Raw genomic sequence first — 19,835 nt, 5'->3', positions numbered from 1 at the left:
GCAGCATGAACTCGCACGATCGATCTCAGGGGCGAAGTACTTGGCCTGGCCTGCAGCAGGAGCTATCACGCCAGGTAGAGGCTGTCACGGAAGGGCAGCCAAGGTGCCTGGAGGAGATCGACGAGAGATGCTGGCACCCGGCTCGAGCTAGGGGTGATCTCGCATCCGCGCCAGTCAGCCGATCGCAGGAGAGCCGCAGGACGGTCTCATGCGGCTCGAGATCGCAGACGGTCCTCGTTCGTACGGCCGGACTGTCGGTGAGGCAGAGTACCTACGCGCTGGCCTGGCCTTCTTGTCAGGAATGGACGGTGCCTCCAGCAAACCAGGCACGGGCTGTGTGCTCCGCTATTGGGGACAGGTCATTCAAGAAGACGACGGCGAGGCGGCTCTTAGCCCGGGAGCAGGAGACGTAAAAGAGGTTTTTTGTGCGGACGATCCTATCCTTGGCTCCGGAAGGGTCGGCCAGCATCTCGTTCATGCTGTACATCGTCCACGCCTTGTCGTCGATTACGACCACGACGTCGTCGAACTCGGCGCCCTTCACACCATGCTGCGTGGCAAGTGGGGTTTGCCCGTTCATATAGAGGCCATAGGCAATGGCCTGCGTGTAGGGGAGAGCAAGCACGCTGCGGGCGAGCTCTGCTCTCCGCTGAGCGCGAGTGTCAAGGTCCTTCGCCATGATGCTGCGTTCGCGCGCGCGGACCTCTGTGGACTTGAGCAGCAAGCCAGACTCATGGGAGTAGTCGAAGACCCCGCCGACGGTCATGGTCGAGCGTGAGGTGATCATGCTCTGAAGGGCCCGCGAGATGCTGCCTTTGTCCCTATGCCTGGCGATTTTCACCTTTCTGGCGGCGAGTAGCCCGGCCAGCAGTGCGTGGTCCTCAGACTCGAAGGCCGAGCAGAGAGCCTCGATATCGAGAGCGTGGCGTGCTAGAGGGTCGGTACCGTCGTGTAGGGCGTCTAGTCGGTTGGCCTTTCGATAGGCTTCAAGAAGATCGGAGTAATCCAGATCGCGGGCGATTGCCCGGTGGGTGAGATAGAGCCGCTTGGTGGTCGCGCGAGACCAGCCCAGGCCGTCGAGTCGGCTGAGCGCCGAGTTGAGGCGCTCCTCCTTTGGGACGTCCCGCTGTAAGAAGAGCTGGACCTCTCCGCTGCGAGGCAGGCCGACTGGCTTCTGTAGCAGATCAGGGCGTATGGCGTTGAGGAGATCGATGATCGACTGGGCGGAGCGGCGATTTTCGTCCTTGGTGATCCGTTCGAGGTCTGGGTATCCCGTCACCTCCCCCACGCCTGTCCGGTAGATCTTCTGCATCGAGTCGCCAAACAGTCCGATGGTGCATCCACGACTGCCGGCGCCCGCCAAATGATCGAGTAGGACTTCCACGGTCAGGGGAGAGGTGTCCTGATACTCATCCACGAGGATGTATGGGAACCGGTCGGCGATGATCCGTGCCAGTTTCGGTGAGCCGGACACGAGCCGGTGAGACAGAGCCAGGACGTCATCATGTGAAATCCGGCCCTGGGCGAGGTTGCGACCCAGCTGGACATATTGAATCGGAACGTCCGACGTCAGGGTATCCAGGTCCTGCGGGTCGTCGGACTCGTCATTCCTCGCGATGAGCGCCGTGCGTAACGGCGCCTGGAATCGTTCGATCTCCGCCCAGAGAAACTCGTGGATTGTTGCGACGATCACGAGGGGGTCGGCGCCGACCCGCTCGCGGATCTCATCCTTCGCCACGTTCGTGTAGGTGATGCACGCGACCCTGCCGCTGGTGCGCTCCAGGTCTGCGCGGCGCTGGGTGAGCAGATGTCGCAGTGCCTGGACGAGCGTGTAGGTCTTCCCGGAACCTGCACCAGCGTCGACGAGAAAGCTGCGCCGCTCATCCAGCGCAAGGATCACCTGTTCGGCGACGTCGCGATCAGCCACTGCAGCCCTTCGGCGATGTATCGGGGGACGTTCCAGCCATCCAGCATGAGGATGTCGAACGCGAAGTCGGTCTTCTCGCTACTGAGAGATTTGGCGATCGCGTATGCGTTCTCAGCGATCTCCTCGGGAGTGATGGGGACTTGCAGGTGCTCTTCGAACGCATGTCTGACTGCTAGCTGATCCAGGTTCTTGGCCAGGATGTCGGCGTTGGCGAGGATAAAGGCTTCCTCGAAGCTCCTCCCGCAACGTCGCCCCGGGGCTTCGGCTACTTGGTAGGCCAACCGCACACGGCCGAAGGTACGTTGCTCACTAGTGGCGGTGAGCAGCGTGTCGATCCCTGGCAGCTCAGGCAACCATCCCTTGATGGCGGCGTTCGACGTGACGGCGCCCTCGGAATCCGTCGGGCACGCCCGGTAGATCGTCCGTAACTTCCCGTTCTTGTCGGTTATCTGGACTGGCTCGACAGAGTCCACATCCGTGATGACCAAGGTGCGTACACCGAGGAAGGCGAGGAGTTCACGGAAACGGTGGGCATAGGCGTCGCCTACCTCGACCACGGAGACATACTCGCGGCGCAGTTGCTCAGCGCAGTCCCGGATCATGGCTGGCATGAGGAGCCGTTCGGTGGCGCCTTCGATGAGAACGACGCTGTCAGCGGAGAACATGTCGCATCGGTGCAGTACCATGTACTTGGCGAGAAAGCGCAGCGTCTCTTCCGCGGGTACCGGTTCCGTTGTATGACGGAACTCCGCCAGGTCCTTCACGACCAGGGTGCGATCGGTGCAGTCGAAGTAGCGGACCGCCTCGAAGTGGCCGCTGGCGACGATGTGGGACGAGTGCGTGGTCACGATGACCTGGACGCCCTCCGCGTCTTGGTCTTCCAAAAGATCTCTGATCCCTCGGACGAAGACTTCCTGCATCTGGGGATGGAGATGGGCTTCCGGCTCCTCGACGAACAGCAGGCTCACAGCCGGTTTGGGCGACGCTCGCCGATGGGACTCCAGGAAACTGATGACCTGTAGCACGGTAAAGGCCAGCTTGCTGTAACCGAGACCGTTGTGCCCTTCGGGTAGTTGCCGACTGCCGTCGCCGCTGGCATAGGTGATGCGTGTGGTGTTCTTGACGATGGACACCGGGTCGAGCTCAGAGACTATGCGGGGGCGCTGGCCCGGGCCGAAGATACCTTTGCCGAAGGCACCCATCCAGGTGAGAACCGGGGCAAAGATATCGTCGTAGTTGCTATCGAGTCTTCTGGCCATTCCCGTGAGAGCATTCTCGAACTTAGCGATAGTCGTGTGCTCGTCCTGGTGATAGGTCTCCATAAACTTCTCGAAGGTCCGTGACAATTTTCTGGTCCGGTCAGCAGAGACGTCGTCGAACTTCACCTGGGCAAAGACAAACATCGTTGAGACGATCTGCCTTGCCGTCGAGCGTTCAATAGGGAGCTCGGTCCCCGACGCCGAGCCTGTGCCCACTGCGTGGAACGTCGCGGCGAAGTGGCGCTGGAAATGCTTCGCGAGCTGCCTGTCATCGGCCTTTGCCTTGATGGCGCTGCTGAGGAAGTCCAGAGCGCTCCGTACCTCAACCCGTGCCTCGATTTCGGCCTCGTGGCAGTCCTCGGACAAATCGACGATGATCGCGCTGATCGCGGAAAGATCCTCGTCTTCCCCGTAACTGATGGTGAGCCGGAGACGGATCTCCGGCAGCAACCCGATCGCCCGATCGGTCAGCGTGCTTGCATGCGCGGGGTCTGAATCCCTCAGTCGCTCGGCCTGGCGGTAGGTGCGCACAGCCAGCTTGAGGGCATGGATCCGGGAGGTCGGCAGATCGTCCAGCGTGAAACGTGGCCGCTCGCTGCCAAAGAACCTCTCAAAGAGCTCGACGAAGGAAGTCTTCCCGCTGTTGTTCCTTCCGACGATGAGTGTGGTCCGGTCGTCGATGCGTACCTGCACATCTGCGAGGGCACGGAAGTTCGTGACGTTTGCGCGTACGAGTCGCATTTTTGTCCTGGAAAGTTCCTGCTCGGCCGTTCATCGCCTGTGTGCGGCCGGTGCTCCTGAGAAGTATAGGAGTCTGCGATGAAGTAGGGGTGCGAGAGGCGAGAAGTGGCATCCGGGGCCAGTGGTTCGGCCGTCGATTGGGATAGGGATGTCAGTAAGACCGTGCCACCAGGTACCCGCGTTTGAGCTCGCGCAGCTCAGACGGTCGTCTTGAGGTGACTCTCGTTCTCGGATCTCACGACGTATTTGATCATCTGCGCTGCAGTATTGACCCTGTCTTCGTGGGGTTTGCGGTGGCGAACGGCCGGCCGCATGCCCGAGAGCTTGATGTCGCGTAGCGCGTGTGCTGGACGAGGATGAGAGGGGCGGCAGCTTGATGCTGATCGGGGATGAGCTGGAGGCGCTGTCGGAGCGCCGTGGTCCGACGAAGCTCGAGTTCTCGCTAATGCTCCGCTTCTACGCTGTCCGCGGTCGATTCCGGCGGTCGGAGCGAGATCCCGGACCAAGCGGTCGTCTATGTCGCGCGGCTCGTTGATGTTCCGACCTCTGGCCTGGGCTTGTGTGAGTGGGACGGGCGGACGAGGAAGGCGCACTAGACGGACATCCGGAAGTTCTTAGGCTTCCGGAGTGCTCGGTCCAAGACGAGGAGAAACCGGCGACGTAGATGACCGTGAACGTGTGTGAGAAGGAGCGGCAGGTTGACTCGGTCTGCCAAGAACTGCCCGCGTGCCTGAAGGACGAGCACGTCGAGCCGCCGTTCTGGGACCGTCTGCGGCGGATCACCGGGTCGGCGCTGTGGCAGGCCGAGCAGACCCAGACTCCCCGGATCACCGGCCGTTTCTGTGGCTCAGCGCGTTTCTGGGCTGAGCTGGTCAAACATCTACAAGGTCATTCCGCGTATATTCCGCGAACGCTGACATGTAGCTGCCTACGGCTGCGTCCAACTGCACATGATCGTCAAGCGGTGGGGGAGAAGCCCCAGGTAGATGCCTGTTTGTGCTGCTCAAAAAGTGCCCCCGGCAGGATTCGAACCTGCGGCACCCGCTTTAGGAGAGCGGTGGCTGTACGTTCGACTCAGGTACGCTGAACTGCGCGAACGTTCTGCGCATCCTGGAGCGCGCACAAGATCATCCCGCTCATGTCGCGCATGTCGTGGCAAGGGCCGAGACAGCGCATGGCGGTCCGCTTTCAGAGCCGAACCTCCACAGCCCCATGAGGCCAGTCGGTCGGCCTCGGCCGCATGCTCGAGAGGCAGGGGTAGGGCATGCGCAGGTAGGCGCACAGCGCATCAAGGAGACGAAGCTCCCGGATGGGGGCTTCGTCGGCCAGCTCAGCCAGTGCGTACGCGTCGGCTAGCCGCACACTAGGGATGGCTGAGCTGCCCGGCAGCGGTGGCGAACCGCTCGTTGTGCAAGCTGAGTCGCGTCCCGCTGACCGGACTGCTCGGCCAGCGCCTGAGCAGCCTCGGCTACTTCTGCCGCCGGTACCACCACCAACGCCACTAGCCCACCCAAGCCAACAGCTACTCGAACGCGATCTTGGGCAGATCGAACAAGTCAGAGCAATCCTCGGACGAGGCTGGCTGCACGTGCACTTACCGCGCCGACGTCTTCCACGGCATGAATGTCGGCGCCGAGTGCGTGGAAGACCTGTTCCGCCTCTTCGTAGGCTGTGTCCTGTTGGGGAGTCTCGGGTGTCGCAATAACCACTTGCAGGTCTACATCTGAAGCAACTTCGCTCACTCGCCCCCGCGCGTCGACCACTCTAGCTTCATCGCCGCGACGTAGGCGCTCTAACGCAAAGCCCCAGGCCTTAACCTGTGTGAGTAGTCTTTCCAAGCCAGTGACGCGGAAGGACCATCCTTGGGCTAGTTGCACTACTTTGCCATTAGCGATGGCGATATCTACAGTGGAATGCAACCTATCGCCGATGAATACATCAGACTTAGGTCGTAGCAGGTGTGCCGGTATCTCGGCACGCACATAAGCCTTGCGTAGATCTTGAACCACTCGATCTTTGCCGATAGTGACCTGCCGGCGTTGTGATGCCGGATCGATAATCATGTGGCCGAAGATGATGTCCAATGCAGCTTCGGCGTGGGTAGCAACGATCGGCGCAGGAGGGCTGAGCTGCACGATGTTCCGATGATCATGATGTAGCTTAGCTAGCCAGTCCTCACCTAGTGTATGATTTGTCTCGGTTTCCAGGGCCTCGCGTGCTTCGCCGATCTCGCTACTCATGCGAGCTAGAAACCGGTCTGTTACATCGATGGCCGATGCCGGCGCGAACTTCTTGATCCGGTCGGTGTTGCTCAAGCGCCGCACAGCCCAATCTCCTGTTGCGGCATCTCCGGCAACCGCGCCGACGTTCACAAACTCCCCAGTGCGCGGATCAGGAAGACAGCGAACGATTGAGTAGATGTATCTGCCCAATGGATATACTCCCTTCAGATTAGCGCTCGGAGTCGGTTTGCTACGGCGGGTGCTCTGTACTCGAGGAACCAGCCGAGCGTGGCCAAAGCTTCGTCGGTCACTGGCCACGATGCTGGCACGGCACACAGGATGTTGACGAGAGCATCACGATCAATTTTCTCAAGAGCTTCGGCAACAGTCTCGACTGCCCCCCCATCCAGGCCGGCTGGGCTGTCAGGCAGCTCGTTGGGCTCATCAGCGGATAGCTGGAGGAACTTGCTCTCGATGCGTCCATCGTTGGGTGGTAGGTACAGGCCGTGATCATGGGAATAGATCGATTGGTCGTCGTCGAGGTCGTGGAGCCACTGGGCATCACTGCCCCAACACCAGTCGTAGAGGGCGTACACCCCGACATGGCGAACACGATTGTCGTCCTGGTTCCGATAGGCGAGGTTGTCACGCCGCTCGTCAGCATGCTCGAGGGCCTTGCTGGCATGCGCGATCCCTGGGACAAGGGGGAGACCGCGGCGGATCTCGCTGCCTCTAAAGTCCTCGGGTATAAGGATCAAGCCACTGTCGCATACCGGCGCGTTGATCAGCTTTCCTACCTGGCCGACGACGTACTCAACCGCGAGCGAGCCTCTCGCCCAGTCCCGACTGCAGGACTCCAAGGTCTTGACGAAGTAGCCGTGACCGTCGTTGGCGACAGCCCGGAAGGGACTAGCCCAACTTCGGCTGCCCGGCGCAACTACAGCTACTAGCTGAAGGCTGTCGTAGTCGTTGGTGCGCCCGCTAACCAGACCGTGCCAGTCAGCAAGGTCGACCAAGACTGCCTCCGTTTGCTCGCCTCCGACCCACTGCCGCAGCATAAGCGGGTCATGGGCAAACCGGAAGTTATTTCGAAGAGTGAAGCTGCAGCAGTTTAGCCAGGTTCCCTCAGAGGGTCGACGTCGGCAAGGGATTGCAGCCAACAAGATCAAAACATGTCTATCTGTCCCTTTTGTTCTAGATCTACGGTCTGTGGGATCAAACATCCTTTTTGCTTCCTGAGGTTAGAAGATGCATAGGGCCGCGTTAGTCCAGAAACGAAGCGATCTGCCCCGATCTCGCGATAACCAGGCCACTGAATCTCGGGTAACAACTGCTCGGTCCCGCCTCCGCGTGCTGTCAGAGTCGACGATGTTCTATCACTCGACTCCGACGTTCTTGGCTCGGGCAGGCGGGTAGCGGCGATCGACATCGACGACGCATCTGGTTTGCGGCGCGATGTCCTAGAGAGAGCCAGGTGCCGCTCTATCACCGATCCAGCAGGTGGACCAGTACTTAATGTTGGCGCTGCAGCACTAGCCTCGGGCTTTCGCGGCGAATTTGTGCTGGCTTGATCGTTTACATGAGAAAAGTGCCTTTGAGCTGGGAGGATTGGGCTTGTCTAAGGTCCTGTCCGCATCAGCTCAAAAGGCACTTTCCACGTGAAGACTATCGCCTCGCAGCGCAAGATCGTGGTGTCCGCAGACGGTCGGGGACTCATCTCCCAGGCCGGCGGGCTGCTATTGCTGGAGACGCTGCGAGTCACCGGCCTGGGCAGGGAGCTATCGGCGCAGTTGGAGCGGTGGCGGCCAGCCCGCGCGATCCATGACCCGGGTAAGGTCATCGCCGATCTGGCCCTCACCCTGGCACTGGGCGGGGACTGCCTGGCCGACATCGCGATGCTGCGCGCCCAGCCCGAGTTGTTCGGCCTGATCGCCTCCGATCCCACGGTGTCCCGGCTGATCGACCGCTTGGCCGCCGACCCCGTCCGCGCGTTGAAGGCAATCCGCCTGGCCCGTGCCACCGCCCGGGAGCGGGCCTGGACGCTGGCCGGCACACACGCCCCCGGCGCCGACGGGGAGCTGATCGCCTTGGACATCGACGCGACCATCGTCATCGCCCACTCCGACAAGCAGCAGGCCGCGGCGACCTGGAAGAAGACCTTCGGATTCCACCCGATGACGGTCTTCGCCGACCACGGCCCCGGCGGAGGCGGGGAACCACTGGCCCTGCTGCTGAGGCCCGGTAACGCCGGGTCCAACACCGCCGCCGATCACATCGACGCGACCCGGCTGGCCCTGGCCCAGCTCCCCAAATACCGCCGGCGTCAGGTGCTGATCCGCACCGACTCCGGCGGCGGCACCCACGAGTTTCTGTCCTGGCTGTCTCGGCCCGGGCGGCGGCTGTCGTACTCGATCGGGTTCACCCTCACCGAGGAAGTCCAGGCTGCGATCCTGGCGCTGCCCGCCCACGCGTGGACACCCGCCTACGACGCCGAGGGCCAGGTCCGGCCCGGTGCATGGATCGCCGAGCTGACCGGCCCGGCCAAGCTGGACGGCTGGCCGAAAGGGATGCGCCTGATCGTGCGCAAAGAGCGCCCGCACCCGGGCGCGCAGCTGCGCTTCACCGACATCGACGGGCACCGCTTCACCAGCTTCGTCACCAACACCAAGCGGGGCCAACTCGCCGACCTGGAGCTACGCCACCGCCGCCGCGCCCGCTGCGAAGACCGCATCCGCGCCGCCAAGGACACCGGGCTGCGCAACCTGCCGCTGCACGACGCCGCCCAGAACCGGATCTGGTGCGAGATCGTCGCCCTGGCCTGCGAACTCATCGCCTGGATGCAGATGCTCGCCCTGGACGGGCCCGCCCGCCGCTATGAGCCCAAACGGCTGCGGCTGCGCCTGTTCGCCGTCGCTGCCCGCCTGGTCCGCGGCGGACGCCGACTACGGCTCCGCCTGGCCACATCGTGGCCCTGGGCCGGCCAACTGGCCGCCGCCATCACCCGGCTCCAAGCGCTCCCCGCACCGACCTGACCAGCACCAAGCCGCCCCGACAACCCAGGAAGGACACCCCCGCGGGCCCGTGGAACCCCGCCCACCCGACGCGACAGCCGGGCTACCACGCTGACCACGACAACGATTTCAAACTCCAGCCGAACCGCTCAGCCAGCCACCGGATGAGCGCGAAAGATCGAGGCTAGAAGCAGAGAAAACTGGAGGCGGATTTGATCGTGGGCGCGTAGGTTGAGGTCTTATGAGTGAAGCTTCGGATGAGATGAAGCAGGATGAAATGCCGATCTTCGAGCCCGATTGGAGTGAGTTGTCGGCGGCGAAAGACGAGAACCCGTTCATCAATGCAGCGGTTGAACTACTCAAAAGTGTCGCGATGAATGCAACTTGCATTGCCTCTGTCACGCCTACCTCACCTCATGATCGCAACTCTGCGATCCGGTGTGGCCTGCTCGCCAGAGGGTGCAAGCTATCAGTTGCTCTCATCCGGGACGCGTGCTGGGATCAAGGTGTTCTCCAGCTCGGCCTGTTCCGCCAACTGATAGAGACGCTTGCCAACCTGCACTTTCTATGCGGAGACGAGACGGGCGAGCGACATGACGCCTACATCCAGGACAGTTTGATCTCGGAGCGAGAGTTCCTAAGGACTGTTCAGCGGCGGATTCAGGCAGGTGGTGGCAAAGAGCTGGCAATAGAGGAGAGGATCAAACGCTCGATTGACCGCGCAGCGGCGGCTGCTGCGGTCGACTTGAGTGCTTTGCCAAGCCGCGGGGCCATTGGCTGGCCATCGGCTTTGAATCGAGTTGAGCTCGCTTACGGCCTGACGGCTTACCCTGCATACCGCGTCGGCTCCGACGCGTTACATGGCGGGTGGAACGATCTGTTCCGTAATCATCTGCGGGAGGTGGATGGTGGCTTCGAGCCTGAACTCGATCCACGCCCCGTGAGACCTCAAGGCCTCCTAGGTGCCGCGATCATCCTATGTCGTGCCGCCCTTGATTATCTGCAGGGCCGTACTGAAGACGAACAAGTGATTCGTAAGCATGTGATCGAACAGCTGCTCGACTTCAGCCTCAAGGTGGACTGTCTGCACGAGGATTGGCTCGGTAACTGATCAAAATCATCTTCTGTCTCGAATCGGTCGATGGATGCGACCGATTCGCGCTGGAGTCCAGGCCTGGCCTGTGGACCGTGGGCCCCCGTGCGACCTGGTCGGCGTGCGGACAAGATCATCCCGTGGATAGACCGTGGCCAGTGAATCAGGACTGCGTTCAGTGGCATGGGGCTGCACAAGAGTGCATGTCACCCCGGGGGGATCTTCAGGTCAGGTGATGGATGACAAGGTCAGGAGAGTGCCCCCGGCAGGATTCGAACCTGCGGCACCCGCTTTAGGAGAGCGGTGCTCTATCCCCTGAGCTACGGAGGCGGGATCTGGAGTAAGCGTACCGAAAGGCGGGCACCGTGTGGGCCGTGGTGGGGTGCGGCTTTCGGGCGGGTCTCTCATGTGTGCGGTGTGCGGGAGTAAAGGGCTGACATGCTGTCAACTTTCGGTAGCCGTCAGTGACTATTGTCGCGCTCCGTGAGCGGGCAACGACGTAAGTGTGTGCAGAGAGGCCGGGGTGTCCGGCCTGGGGTGCTTGTGTTGGCCATGCTGGCGCCCGCGGTGCTCGCGGTAGGGCTTCTTGTCGCGGAGCTCACCGGGTACGAGCAGCAGGCGCGAAGCGGGGCGCGGCACGCGGTGAAGGTCAAGGCGGCGGCACGGTGGGGTGACGTGCCCAGCGCGTACTTCGTCACGCCCCTGCCGGCGCCACCGCATGCCGAATTCGAATATGAGGGTCGGGTGCCGCCGTTGGTGACGCCTGTTGGGAAGCGCCGCGGGGTTTCGTGTGCGTCGTCGTCGGTTGGTCGACGTAGCGATGCGGGGCGGCTTGCGGCTGATCAGCGGTCGGTTGGTTGTGGGATGGGTGGTTCGTCGGGGCGTGCGGGGTTGGGCGATCCGCAGCGTGCCCCGGGCCGGTGGGGGGATGGAGAAGCGGTCGTACGGGGTTCGGAGCTGGACACCGGGGCCGGAGGTGTGGGGGGTGGAAGCGCTGGGGGAGAGCGTCCGCCTTCTTGGGCGCAGACGCGAGCGGATGGGGGTGGGCGGGCCCGGCGGCTGTCGGACGTGCGTGCGCGTCAGCCGCTGGACGGGCAAGTGCCGGATGCGCGGCCGGGCAGGGGATCTGCGGAGGCCAGGGCGGCACGACCTTCTACCGGAGTAGGGGCGGGGAAGCGGTCTGCCGGAGCGGGAACGAGGCATGGGTCTTCGGAGGCGAGGGTGGGGCGGCCATTCTCCGACATTCGGAAGGGAGGCGGACCCTCGAAAGGGCGGGTGGGGCGGCCGATCTCCGGTGCCCGGGCGGGAGGCGGATTCTCGGAAGGGCGAGGAGGGTCCTCTTCTGAGAGGCGGACGGAGTCCTTTCCTGAGAGGTGGACGGGGCGAGGTGCGGGCGAGGCGCCTGGGCGCGGGGTGGGGGCGACGGGCGGTCGGGAAGGCGGGCTGGCCAGGGAATGTGGAGCGGGTGCCGGCCGATCTGGTGCTAGCGGCTCGTTGCCTTCTCCTCGCCAGTCTGGGCGGTCTGGGCGGGCGGTCATCCGGGGGAGCGCGAGGTCGCATCGGCGGGGAGGCGTGAAGCCGCCTCGGGAGGGAGGGGGTGCGCTAGCTCGGGAGGGAGAGGCGGGGGGCTGGGGATGGGACGGCTAGATGGGTGGTGGTCGAGGTTGGGGTTGGAGCGGTGAGTGGAGGGTCCGCCGTATTGCCTGAGGGTTTGTGTGGGCGGGAGTGATCTTTCGTGGGGGAGGTCGAGGGAGACCGAGGGGGGCTTGGGGCCTTGGGAGTGTGAGGAGACCGAGGGAGAACGAAGGAGACATGGGGGCCTGGGGGACGTGGGGACCGGGGGAGAACGAAGGAGACGCGGAGGGCCTTGGGGGACATGGGGAGATCGGGGGAGAGGTGTCCGGGGGAGAGGGGGCGGAAGTGCGGGGTGGGGGGGAGGTGGGCGGGGCAAAAGGCGTGATCCGTACATAACGGCTCTCGCTACTCCGCCCCGGGCAGTCAGCTTGCTGTAGTAACGTGCGTGCGGGCGCAGGTCACGATTTCGTACATGGAGGGGTCCTTAACGTGCCATCTCCTCGATCGGCCGGCCTGGTCGCGGTCCTTATGGCGATGATTTCCATGCTCAGCATGGCCTCGCCGGGCGCGGCGCACGCGCGATCCGCAACGCACGAAGCGGCCGGCCGAAAACCTGACCCGACCAACCTGACAGAGCTGCGCCGCGAGGCGGAGAAGTCTTCCCAGGCGCTGGCGGACGCCACCAAGGCGCTGGAGAAGCGCCAGACGACGCTGGTGAAGGCCGACAAAGAACTCAAGGGCAAGCTGGAGCAGCTGCGCACGGCCAACCTTGAGCTGTCCAAGATGCGCCAGCCGCTCGCCGATCTGATCCAGTCGCTGTACCAGGTGCCTTCCGGCGGCGACATCGCGCCGTTCTTCAATGGCGACGATGATGCGAGCCTCCGGGCTCTGAGCGACATGACGTACCTGGTGTCCGGGCGGGACGAGATACTCGCGGACGCCGGACGCCTGTATCAGCAGCAGCAGAAGCTGGCCGCTGAGGCTCAGGAACTCCGGGCGACCAAGCTGCTGGTCGAGGCCCAGCTCAGCGTGGAGATCGATACGCTCAGGAAGCGGTCCGCGACCGTTGTAAAGTCGCTTTCGCGGACTCTTGTGAAGCTGGGCGTGCGCGTGAACCAGGGCGGTCGGTCGGGCGCGGCGTGTGACCCGACCCGGGTGAGCTCCGCCGCGCAGTTTCCGAACGGGCTGCTTCCGGCGGACGTCCTGTGCCCGTTGCAGCAACGAGGACGTGAGCTGCGGGCCGACGCGGCGATCGCGTTCGTGGCGCTCAACGAGGCCTACCGCAAGCGGTTCGGCAGGCCGATGTGCGTGACGGACAGCTACCGCAACCTGGCGCAGCAGCAGTCGATCTTCTATCGGAGGCCGGGGTTCGCCGCGGTGCCGGGGCGTAGCAACCACGGGCTCGGCCTTGCGGTGGACCTGTGTGGCGGCGTCCAGGTCTTCCGGTCGGTGGAGTTCAACTGGCTTGAGGGCAATGGCAAGCGGTTCGGCTGGATCCACCCCGATTGGGCCTACAGCAGTCCCTTTGAGCCTTGGCACTGGGAGTACGACCCCAAGCTGGGATCGTTGCTGTGAGCGTTCTTCGAGTTCTGTGAGCGGTCCCCGATCACGCCGTTGGCCCTTCTGGTCGGGTCAGTGAGGGTTCGTGGTCGGGGTTCGGCCGTGGATGGTGATGGAGAGGCGTGAGCTTGTGCCGGCTTGGGCGAGCCGCGCCGCTTGGTCCAGTGTGGTGGCGAGGACGACCAGGGCGCCGGTTTCGGCCATGGAGTCCGCGGAAGCGCCCCAGCGTGGCCCGTGCGGTACGGCGATGACCGTGACGGCATGCGCCGCTGTGGAGGTTCGGCGGTTCGAGACTCCAAGGGTCGCCGGCGGCGGGAGGGTGTCTCGGGTGGTGGAGGGGGACGGTCGCGTGGTGCTCAGGGCCTCGCCGTGGTCGGGGAGCGCGGTGGTGTCCACCGAGGGCGGGGTGAGGTCGTCCCAGCCGGCGGATGAGGCGATCACGTCGATGACGTCGCCAGGGCGGAGCAGGCGGGCGGACGCGGCGTCCGTGACACGCACCGGAGTCGCGACCATGGCGGGGCCGTAGGCGTCGATGAGGGCGGGGCCGAGCAGGCGTAGGTCGGTGATGGGTTCGCCGCGCCGGGCCGGTCCGGTGAGGACGCGGCCGGTCACCCGGGCTCCCGGACGCAGGGCACCGTCGGGGACGGCCTCTTCTGGCAGGCGGACGACTGTCAGGTCGGACGCCGACAGCGTCCCTCCGCTCAGGTCGTGGCCGGCGGCCAGGATCGGGATCAGGGGAGGGGGACGTACGGCGAGGCCGGCACACGCGGTGCCCAGCGCGGCGAGGACGACGGCCACGAGCCGGCGGCGCCGGTTGAGCAGCCGAACTGCGCGAACGGGGACGACGCGCCGCATCGCTGACTCCTGTTCGTGGTGGTTGGGGTGGCGGTATGACGGCGTAGGAGGTGGACACCCGCTGTGCAGGGGTTGGACACCCCGCTGGCGCATCGGTGCGGGGCGGTTGCTTCCGATCGTCGGTTGTCCGGCGCCTCCGATCGGTTGACGGCACCTTGGGTTGGTAGTCCGGACCCTGGGATCTGAGGGCTTGCGGGCGTTGATGCCCATTGGTCGGGGTGTGGGGTGCCGTCGTGCGGGGCGAGGCTGGCGGCCGTCGTGCTGGGCGAGGGCATGGGGTATCGCCGCGCCGGGCAGGCGTATCCGGGGCTCGGCGGGGAGAGGCCAGGTGGTCTGCGTCTCCGGCAAGGGCGGCGCGACCACGAGCCAGATGGCCACTGCGCCGCCATGCCGGGTCGGCCTGGTCTTCCCACCGACGCCTGCAGGCACGGAAGGAGGTGGTCGGAAGCGGGGATTAGGGGAGTTCGAAGGGGAGTTTGATGCCGTTCAGGGCGTCGCCGCATGGGCAGGCACGGTCGAGGGGGAGCTCAGCGACGACCGAGCCGACGAGGGCGCGCATGCGCTCGCTGTTGGCGGCGAAGAAGGCGAAGACCTCGTCTTGGGTGACGCCCTCGCCCGCGTCGACGCCCGCGTCGTGGTCGGTGACGAGCGACAGCGAGGTGTAGCAGAGCGCCAGCTCGCGTGCGAGGACGGCCTCCGGGTGGCCGGTCATGCCGACGATGGACCAGCCGTTGGAGCTGAACCAGCGTGACTCTGCCCGTGTGGAGAAGCGGGGCCCCTCGATGATGACCAGGGTGCCGCCGTCAACGGCGTTCCAGCCGTCGGCCTCGGCCCGGGAGTAGGCGAGGGCTCTGCCGACCGGGCAGTAAGGGTCGGCGAAGGGGACGTGCACCGCGCCGCCCGTGTCGTAGTAGGTCTGCACCCGGCCGGAAGTGCGGTCGACCAACTGGTCGGGGATCACCAGGGTGCCGGGACCGTACTCGGCGCGCAGGGAGCCGACGGCGCTCGGCGCGATCACCTGGCGCACGCCGAGGGAGCGCAACGCCCAGAGATTGGCCCGGTAGGGGATGTGGTGCGGCGGGAAGCGGTGATCCCGGCCGTGGCGCGGCACGAACGCCACCGTGCGGGAGCCGATGCGGCCGACCGTGATGGTGTCGCTCGGTGACCCGTACGGGGTGGTGATCTCGACCTCTTCGGCGTTGTCGAGGAGAGAGTAGAAACCCGAGCCGCCGATGACCCCGATGTCAGCTGTCATGACCATGCGCCCGAGATTAGCGTCCTGGGCGCGGGGCGGAGAGAGCGGATCGTTAGCCTGTGGAAAACTCGGTTGCCGGTTGCCGGTTGCCGATTGTCGTTGTCGGCGGGAGTGCTCGCCGGGTCGGTGCTCAGTGGGCCGACATGCTCGGCGGGCGAGGCGGCCGCGCCCTTCTCGCCGTGCTCGGCCGCTTTTCGCCGTGCTCGATGCCCGGGCGCGGCGGCGCTCACCAGGGGGTGGGTGGTGGGTTGTACGGCGTGCGCGGCCGTACAACCCGGACAGGCGTCAGGCGGCGGAGGTGCTGGGCGTGGTGCTCGCGGAGGCGGGCTCCTTCTTCGCCGGCGTGCTGGAGCCCGAGTCGGACGAGCCGCCGGCACCCGAGGAACCGGTGGAGCTCGACGAGCCGGTGGACGTCGTCGACGTCGTGGACGTGGTGGTCGAGGCGCCGGAGGAGCGGTTGTCCGTCCGGTAGAAGCCCGAACCCTTGAACACGATGCCGACGGCCGAGAACACCTTGCGCAGCTGACCTTGGCAGTTCGGGCACGTGGTCAGCGGGTCGTCGGTGAAACGCTGGACGACCTCGAGCCCTTCACCGCAAGCGGTACAGGCGTACTGGTAGGTGGGCACGCGCTCCTCCTCAATATGGCTCAGCATGGCTCAACGCAGATTGGCACTCTACCGCTGCGACTGCTAATGGTACGCAGCCGATTAGGCTAAACGCCACCCGGACGGGTTCTAATCCCTGTCCTCGGTCATGAGACCGGGGCCGGTTGGGGGCGGCCGGAACGGGTCGAGGCGGCGGCCGGGTCATTCGCCGCGTTCGCCGTACCAGCCGGCGAGCTTGCCACGGCGGCTGACCGCTCGCAGGCGGCGCTCGACGATGTTGCGGCACGCGGCCGTGGTCACGACGAGCAGTTGGTCCCCCGCTCGCAGCCGCGCGGTGCCTTCGGGGACGAACGATCGGCCCTCCCGCACGACCATGGTGACGGCCGCGTCGGACGGCAGCCGCAGCTCGAAGATCTCGACTCCGTGCAGCCCGGAGCCCGGCGGGATGGAGACCTGCAGCAGGTCGGCGTTCAGCTCCTCCAGCGGCGCCGCTTCGACGCCGAGGTCGCGCGCCTCGGCCGGAGCGCTGACCCGTAGGAGGCGGGCCAGGAACGGCAGCGTCGGCCCCTGCACCATGGTGAAGACGACCACGATGACGAAGACCTCGTTGAACACCCCTTTGGCGCCGGTGATCCCCGCGGCCCACGGAATGGTGGCGAGCACGATGGGCACCGCGCCGCGCAGGCCGGCCCACGACAGGAACGCCTGCTCCTGCCAGGACAGCCGGTCGGAGCCCGACACGCGTACGACCAGGGCGGAGAGCACCACTGACAGGGGACGGGCGACGAGTAGCAGCACAAGCCCGGTGATCAGCCCCGGAATGACCATTGCTGGCAGTTCGAGCGGGCTGGCGAGGACGCCGAGCATGACGAACAGTCCGATCTGTGCCAGCCATGCGGCTCCCTCGGCGAAGCCGCGAGTCGGTACCCGGTGGGGCAGCCGCATGTTGCCGAGCACCAGCGTGGCCAGGTAGACGGCGAGGAAGCCGCTACCGTGCAGCAGCGCGGCGCCGCTGTAGGCCACGAAGGCGAGGGCGAGCACGGCGATGGGGTACAGACCGGACGCCGGCAGGGCGACCCGGCGCAGGGCGTAACCGCCCAGGGGGCCGACCGCGAGGCCGACGGCGGAGCCGATGCCCAGTTCGACCGCGGCGTCCAGCACGACATGCCCCACGCTGGGCATCGGCGTGCTGACCTGGCTGAGCATGATGACGACGATGACCGTCGGCGCGTCGTTGAATCCGGACTCGGCCTCCAGGATGCCGGACAGGCGTTCGGGGAGGGGCAGGCGCCGCAGGACGGAGAACACGGCGGCCGCGTCCGTGGACGCCAGGATGGCGCCGAGGAGCAGGGCCGTGCGCCAGTCCATGCCGAGCAGGTAGTGCACCGCTGTGGCCAGCGCGACGATGCTCACCGCGACTCCGACGGTGGCGAGGACGACCGCGGGGGGCACGGCCCGCCGGACGTGATCCCAGTTGGTGGTGAGACCGCCTTCGGCGAGGATCAGCGCCAGCGCCGCCAGGCCGATCTGCTGGGCGAGCCACGCGTTCTCGAACTGCAAACCCAGGCCGGCCTCGCCGAGCAGGATTCCGAAACCGAGGTAGATCAACAGGCTGGGCAGGCCGGTGCGGTGGGCCACGCGCACCGAGGCGATGGCCGCGATGACGACGATCGACGCGAGGAGCAACCAGAAATTCAGATTCACTGGCTCCCCTCCATGTCGCGGTCCATTATGTCGTATTCGTATTGGCCACTACCACGAACAACAGCTATGAGCTACCGTCACACCCGACACAAACGACGTCGTACAACCGGTTCTCAGGGGACGAAATTGGCCGACGACACTTCCCCGGTCCTGGAGAGCGCGAGGAAGGACCATTACGTCGACGGCGAGGAGGTCGTCCCCCTGGCGGCGTCCGAATCGCCCTGGTCATCCGGGTCGCCCGAGCCGCCCGAGCCGCCTGAATCGCACGGAACGCCCGAGTCGGCCGAGCCGGTGCGGCGGCCCGACGTCGCCAGACCGCGCAAGAAGCGACGGCTCTTACGCCGACTGTCGATCGCGACCGGGCTGGTTCTCGCCATGGTGGTGGCGGCGGGGTTCGCGGTCGTGATGGAACGTCAGATCACGCTCAACGGCAATATCGAGCGTATCCCTGGAGCGTTCCCGGAGGAGGCGGGGCGGCCGGGCAAGGCCGTGGGCGACGCGCAGAACTGGCTGCTCATCGGATCGGACAAGCGGCCGGGCGAGTCGGGTTCCCAGCGGGCCGACACGATCATGATGGTTCATGTCCCGGCCGACCGGGAACGGCTCACTCTCATCGCAATCCCCCGCGACTCTTATGTCCGCATCCCCGGCCACGGAAACAACAAGATCAATGCGGCGTACGCGTTCGGCGGCCCCAAGCTGCTGATCAAGACCGTCGAAGGCCTGACCAAGGTCCGCATCGACCATTTCGCGGCGTTGAACTTCAAAGGGTTCATCACGATGACGCAGGTCATCGGCGGCGTCGACGTCTACGTCGCGCGCAAGGTGTACGACCCGATGAACAAGGTCACCTGGCCGCAGGGGCTCGTGCACCTGGAGGGCGAGAAGGCGCTGCTGTTCGTCCGCCAGAGGTACAACCTGCCGGGCGGCGACTTCGACCGGATCAAGCGGCAGCAGGCGTTCATCGGCGCCCTGGGGCACAAGATCGTCAGCAGGGACATGCTGACCGACCCGCTCAAGCTCAACGACTTCCTCGAGGCGCTCACCCGGGCGGTCAGCGTCGACTCCGGCGTGACGCTCAGTACGCTGCGCGACCTGGCCCTGGAGCTGCGCGACATTCGGCCGGAAACCGTCGATTCCACCACGATCCCAACGCTCGGCACCGCCACGGTCAAGGGCGCGAGCATCGTGCGCCTGGACCGGAAGGCGGGCCGGAGCTTCTTCGACGCGGTCAGGAACGACGACCTGGAGGAGTACTTCAGTGAGAACGGCGGCCTGAACGACCTGCAGATCCTTCCCTAGCTTCTTTGACTTCCCCGCTTCCCTGCCAGACGTCCCCGCGGCGATCGGCGGCCTCAGCCGGTCCGCTGTCCCAGATGATCAGCCGAAGGCTCGCCGGAATCCACCGAAGGGTTGCCGGCATCCGCCGAAGCCCCGCCGGCGTCTCGGAAGGTGACGATGCCGGACGGCAGGGCGGCCATCGACACGGGGCGGTCGTGCGGTTCGGCCGGGACGCCGTCGATCAGCTCGCCCTCGTGGAGCAGGGCGATCGTCGGCACGTTCGGCCCGACCCGCGCCAGCGCCCGGTCGTACGAACCGCCGCCGCGCCCGAGCCGGACGCCGGTGGCGGCGTCCACGGCCAGGGCGGGGACGATGACCAGGCCGGCCGTGCGGATCGCGTCCACGCCGCGCCTGGTGTCCACCGGCTCCATCAGGCCGCGCGGCCCCGGAGCCAGCGAGTCGGGCCCGTCGTAGACCGCCCAGTCAAGGTCGTCGTCAGACCGCAGAACGGGAAGGATGATCGTGGTGCCGTGCTTCCAGAGCGCCAGGATCAGGCTGTGCGTCGCCGGTTCGGTGCCCGAGGACCAGTAGCACGCGACGAGCCCGGCCATCTGCACCCATGGCCGGTCGAGTAGCGTTTCCCTGATCGCGGTGGCCGAGCCGCGCGGATCGGACAGCCCTGCTCGTGCGGCGACGATCCTCCGGCGCAGCTCCGCTTTGTCCACTCGGCCCTCCATTAAGGTGCA

13 protein-coding genes and 1 tRNA gene are annotated in these 19,835 nt (G+C 65.4%); 4 read left to right on the top strand and 10 right to left on the bottom strand.

Annotated features, from left to right (window positions below):
- Window positions 1–295: 295 nt before the first annotated feature.
- The 4 genes from ACZ6QO_RS26685 to ACZ6QO_RS26670 all read right to left on the bottom strand — a co-directional run bounded on the left by ACZ6QO_RS26685 (window position 296) and on the right by ACZ6QO_RS26670 (window position 7,165).
- Entirely contained in the window at window positions 296–1,927 is a 1,632-nt protein-coding gene (locus tag ACZ6QO_RS26685) for a UvrD-helicase domain-containing protein (RefSeq protein ID WP_465854346.1), read from the bottom strand.
- Window positions 1,897–3,927, bottom strand: coding sequence for an ATP-dependent nuclease (locus ACZ6QO_RS26680; protein ID WP_465854345.1), 2,031 nt, complete (start codon window positions 3,925–3,927; stop codon window positions 1,897–1,899). The genes ACZ6QO_RS26685 and ACZ6QO_RS26680 overlap by 31 nt, the downstream gene beginning before the upstream one ends.
- Window positions 3,928–5,483: 1,556 nt before the next feature.
- Window positions 5,484–6,467, bottom strand: coding sequence for a DUF3037 domain-containing protein (locus ACZ6QO_RS26675; RefSeq protein WP_465854344.1), 984 nt, complete (start codon window positions 6,465–6,467; stop codon window positions 5,484–5,486).
- Window positions 6,374–7,165, bottom strand: coding sequence for a hypothetical protein (locus ACZ6QO_RS26670; RefSeq protein ID WP_465854343.1), 792 nt, complete (start codon window positions 7,163–7,165; stop codon window positions 6,374–6,376). The genes ACZ6QO_RS26675 and ACZ6QO_RS26670 overlap by 94 nt, the downstream gene beginning before the upstream one ends.
- A gap of 642 nt (window positions 7,166–7,807) precedes the next feature.
- Between ACZ6QO_RS26670 and ACZ6QO_RS26665 the strand changes: the two genes are divergently transcribed.
- Together ACZ6QO_RS26665 and ACZ6QO_RS26660 are read left to right on the top strand one after the other, a co-directional pair.
- Entirely contained in the window at window positions 7,808–9,181 is a 1,374-nt protein-coding gene (locus tag ACZ6QO_RS26665; protein ID WP_465854342.1) for an IS1380 family transposase, read from the top strand.
- Between the two features lie 220 nt (window positions 9,182–9,401).
- Window positions 9,402–10,271, top strand: coding sequence for a DUF5677 domain-containing protein (locus ACZ6QO_RS26660; RefSeq protein ID WP_465854341.1), 870 nt, complete (start codon window positions 9,402–9,404; stop codon window positions 10,269–10,271).
- 239 nt (window positions 10,272–10,510) lie between these two features.
- On the opposite strand, the gene ACZ6QO_RS26655 is transcribed toward ACZ6QO_RS26660, so the two are convergent.
- A tRNA-Arg gene (locus ACZ6QO_RS26655) sits at window positions 10,511–10,583 on the bottom strand.
- Window positions 10,584–12,317: 1,734 nt separating this feature from the next.
- Between ACZ6QO_RS26655 and ACZ6QO_RS26650 the strand changes: the two genes are divergently transcribed.
- Window positions 12,318–13,403 carry a D-alanyl-D-alanine carboxypeptidase family protein gene (locus tag ACZ6QO_RS26650; RefSeq protein ID WP_465854340.1) on the top strand — a complete coding sequence of 362 codons (1,086 nt, stop codon included), beginning with the start codon at window positions 12,318–12,320 and terminating at the stop codon, window positions 13,401–13,403.
- A gap of 57 nt (window positions 13,404–13,460) precedes the next feature.
- On the opposite strand, the gene ACZ6QO_RS26645 is transcribed toward ACZ6QO_RS26650, so the two are convergent.
- The 4 genes from ACZ6QO_RS26645 to ACZ6QO_RS26630 form a co-directional block, all read right to left on the bottom strand.
- Window positions 13,461–14,243 (bottom strand): SAF domain-containing protein, encoded by a 783-nt coding sequence (locus ACZ6QO_RS26645; RefSeq protein ID WP_465854339.1) that lies wholly within the window; start codon window positions 14,241–14,243, stop codon window positions 13,461–13,463.
- A 454-nt stretch (window positions 14,244–14,697) separates the two neighbouring features.
- Window positions 14,698–15,504, bottom strand: a complete 807-nt coding sequence (locus ACZ6QO_RS26640) for an S-methyl-5'-thioadenosine phosphorylase (protein WP_465854338.1) — start codon at window positions 15,502–15,504, stop codon at window positions 14,698–14,700.
- Window positions 15,505–15,783: 279 nt separating this feature from the next.
- On the bottom strand, window positions 15,784–16,152 hold the full coding sequence (locus tag ACZ6QO_RS26635; protein WP_465854337.1) for an FmdB family zinc ribbon protein: 369 nt from the start codon (window positions 16,150–16,152) through the stop codon (window positions 15,784–15,786).
- A gap of 153 nt (window positions 16,153–16,305) precedes the next feature.
- Window positions 16,306–17,808: a potassium/proton antiporter gene (locus ACZ6QO_RS26630; protein WP_465854336.1), complete on the bottom strand. Its 1,503-nt coding sequence runs from the start codon at window positions 17,806–17,808 to the stop codon at window positions 16,306–16,308.
- Between the two features lie 126 nt (window positions 17,809–17,934).
- On the opposite strand from ACZ6QO_RS26630, the gene ACZ6QO_RS26625 reads away from it, so the two are divergent.
- Window positions 17,935–19,110, top strand: coding sequence for an LCP family protein (locus tag ACZ6QO_RS26625; RefSeq protein ID WP_465854335.1), 1,176 nt, complete (start codon window positions 17,935–17,937; stop codon window positions 19,108–19,110).
- Between the two features lie 53 nt (window positions 19,111–19,163).
- On the opposite strand, the gene ACZ6QO_RS26620 is transcribed toward ACZ6QO_RS26625, so the two are convergent.
- Window positions 19,164–19,814 (bottom strand): 5-formyltetrahydrofolate cyclo-ligase, encoded by a 651-nt coding sequence (locus ACZ6QO_RS26620; RefSeq protein ID WP_465854334.1) that lies wholly within the window; start codon window positions 19,812–19,814, stop codon window positions 19,164–19,166.
- Between the last annotated feature and the right edge of the window lie 21 nt (window positions 19,815–19,835).

It is taken from the genome of Sphaerisporangium sp. NPDC049457 (assembly GCF_055586705.1).
This window is presented reverse-complemented; position numbering and strand designations above follow the sequence as displayed.

What these genes read in the sequence shown, in the direction of transcription:
- ACZ6QO_RS26680 (WP_465854345.1), bottom strand. Translation starts at nt 3,927, where the DNA reads ATGCGACTCGTACGCGCAAACGTCACGAACTTCCGTGCCCTCGCAGAT.
- ACZ6QO_RS26660 (WP_465854341.1), top strand. Translation starts at nt 9,402, where the DNA reads ATGAGTGAAGCTTCGGATGAGATGAAGCAGGATGAAATGCCGATCTTC.
- ACZ6QO_RS26645 (WP_465854339.1), bottom strand. Translation starts at nt 14,243, where the DNA reads ATGCGGCGCGTCGTCCCCGTTCGCGCAGTTCGGCTGCTCAACCGGCGC.
- ACZ6QO_RS26640 (WP_465854338.1), bottom strand. Translation starts at nt 15,504, where the DNA reads ATGGTCATGACAGCTGACATCGGGGTCATCGGCGGCTCGGGTTTCTAC.
- ACZ6QO_RS26635 (WP_465854337.1), bottom strand. Translation starts at nt 16,152, where the DNA reads ATGCTGAGCCATATTGAGGAGGAGCGCGTGCCCACCTACCAGTACGCC.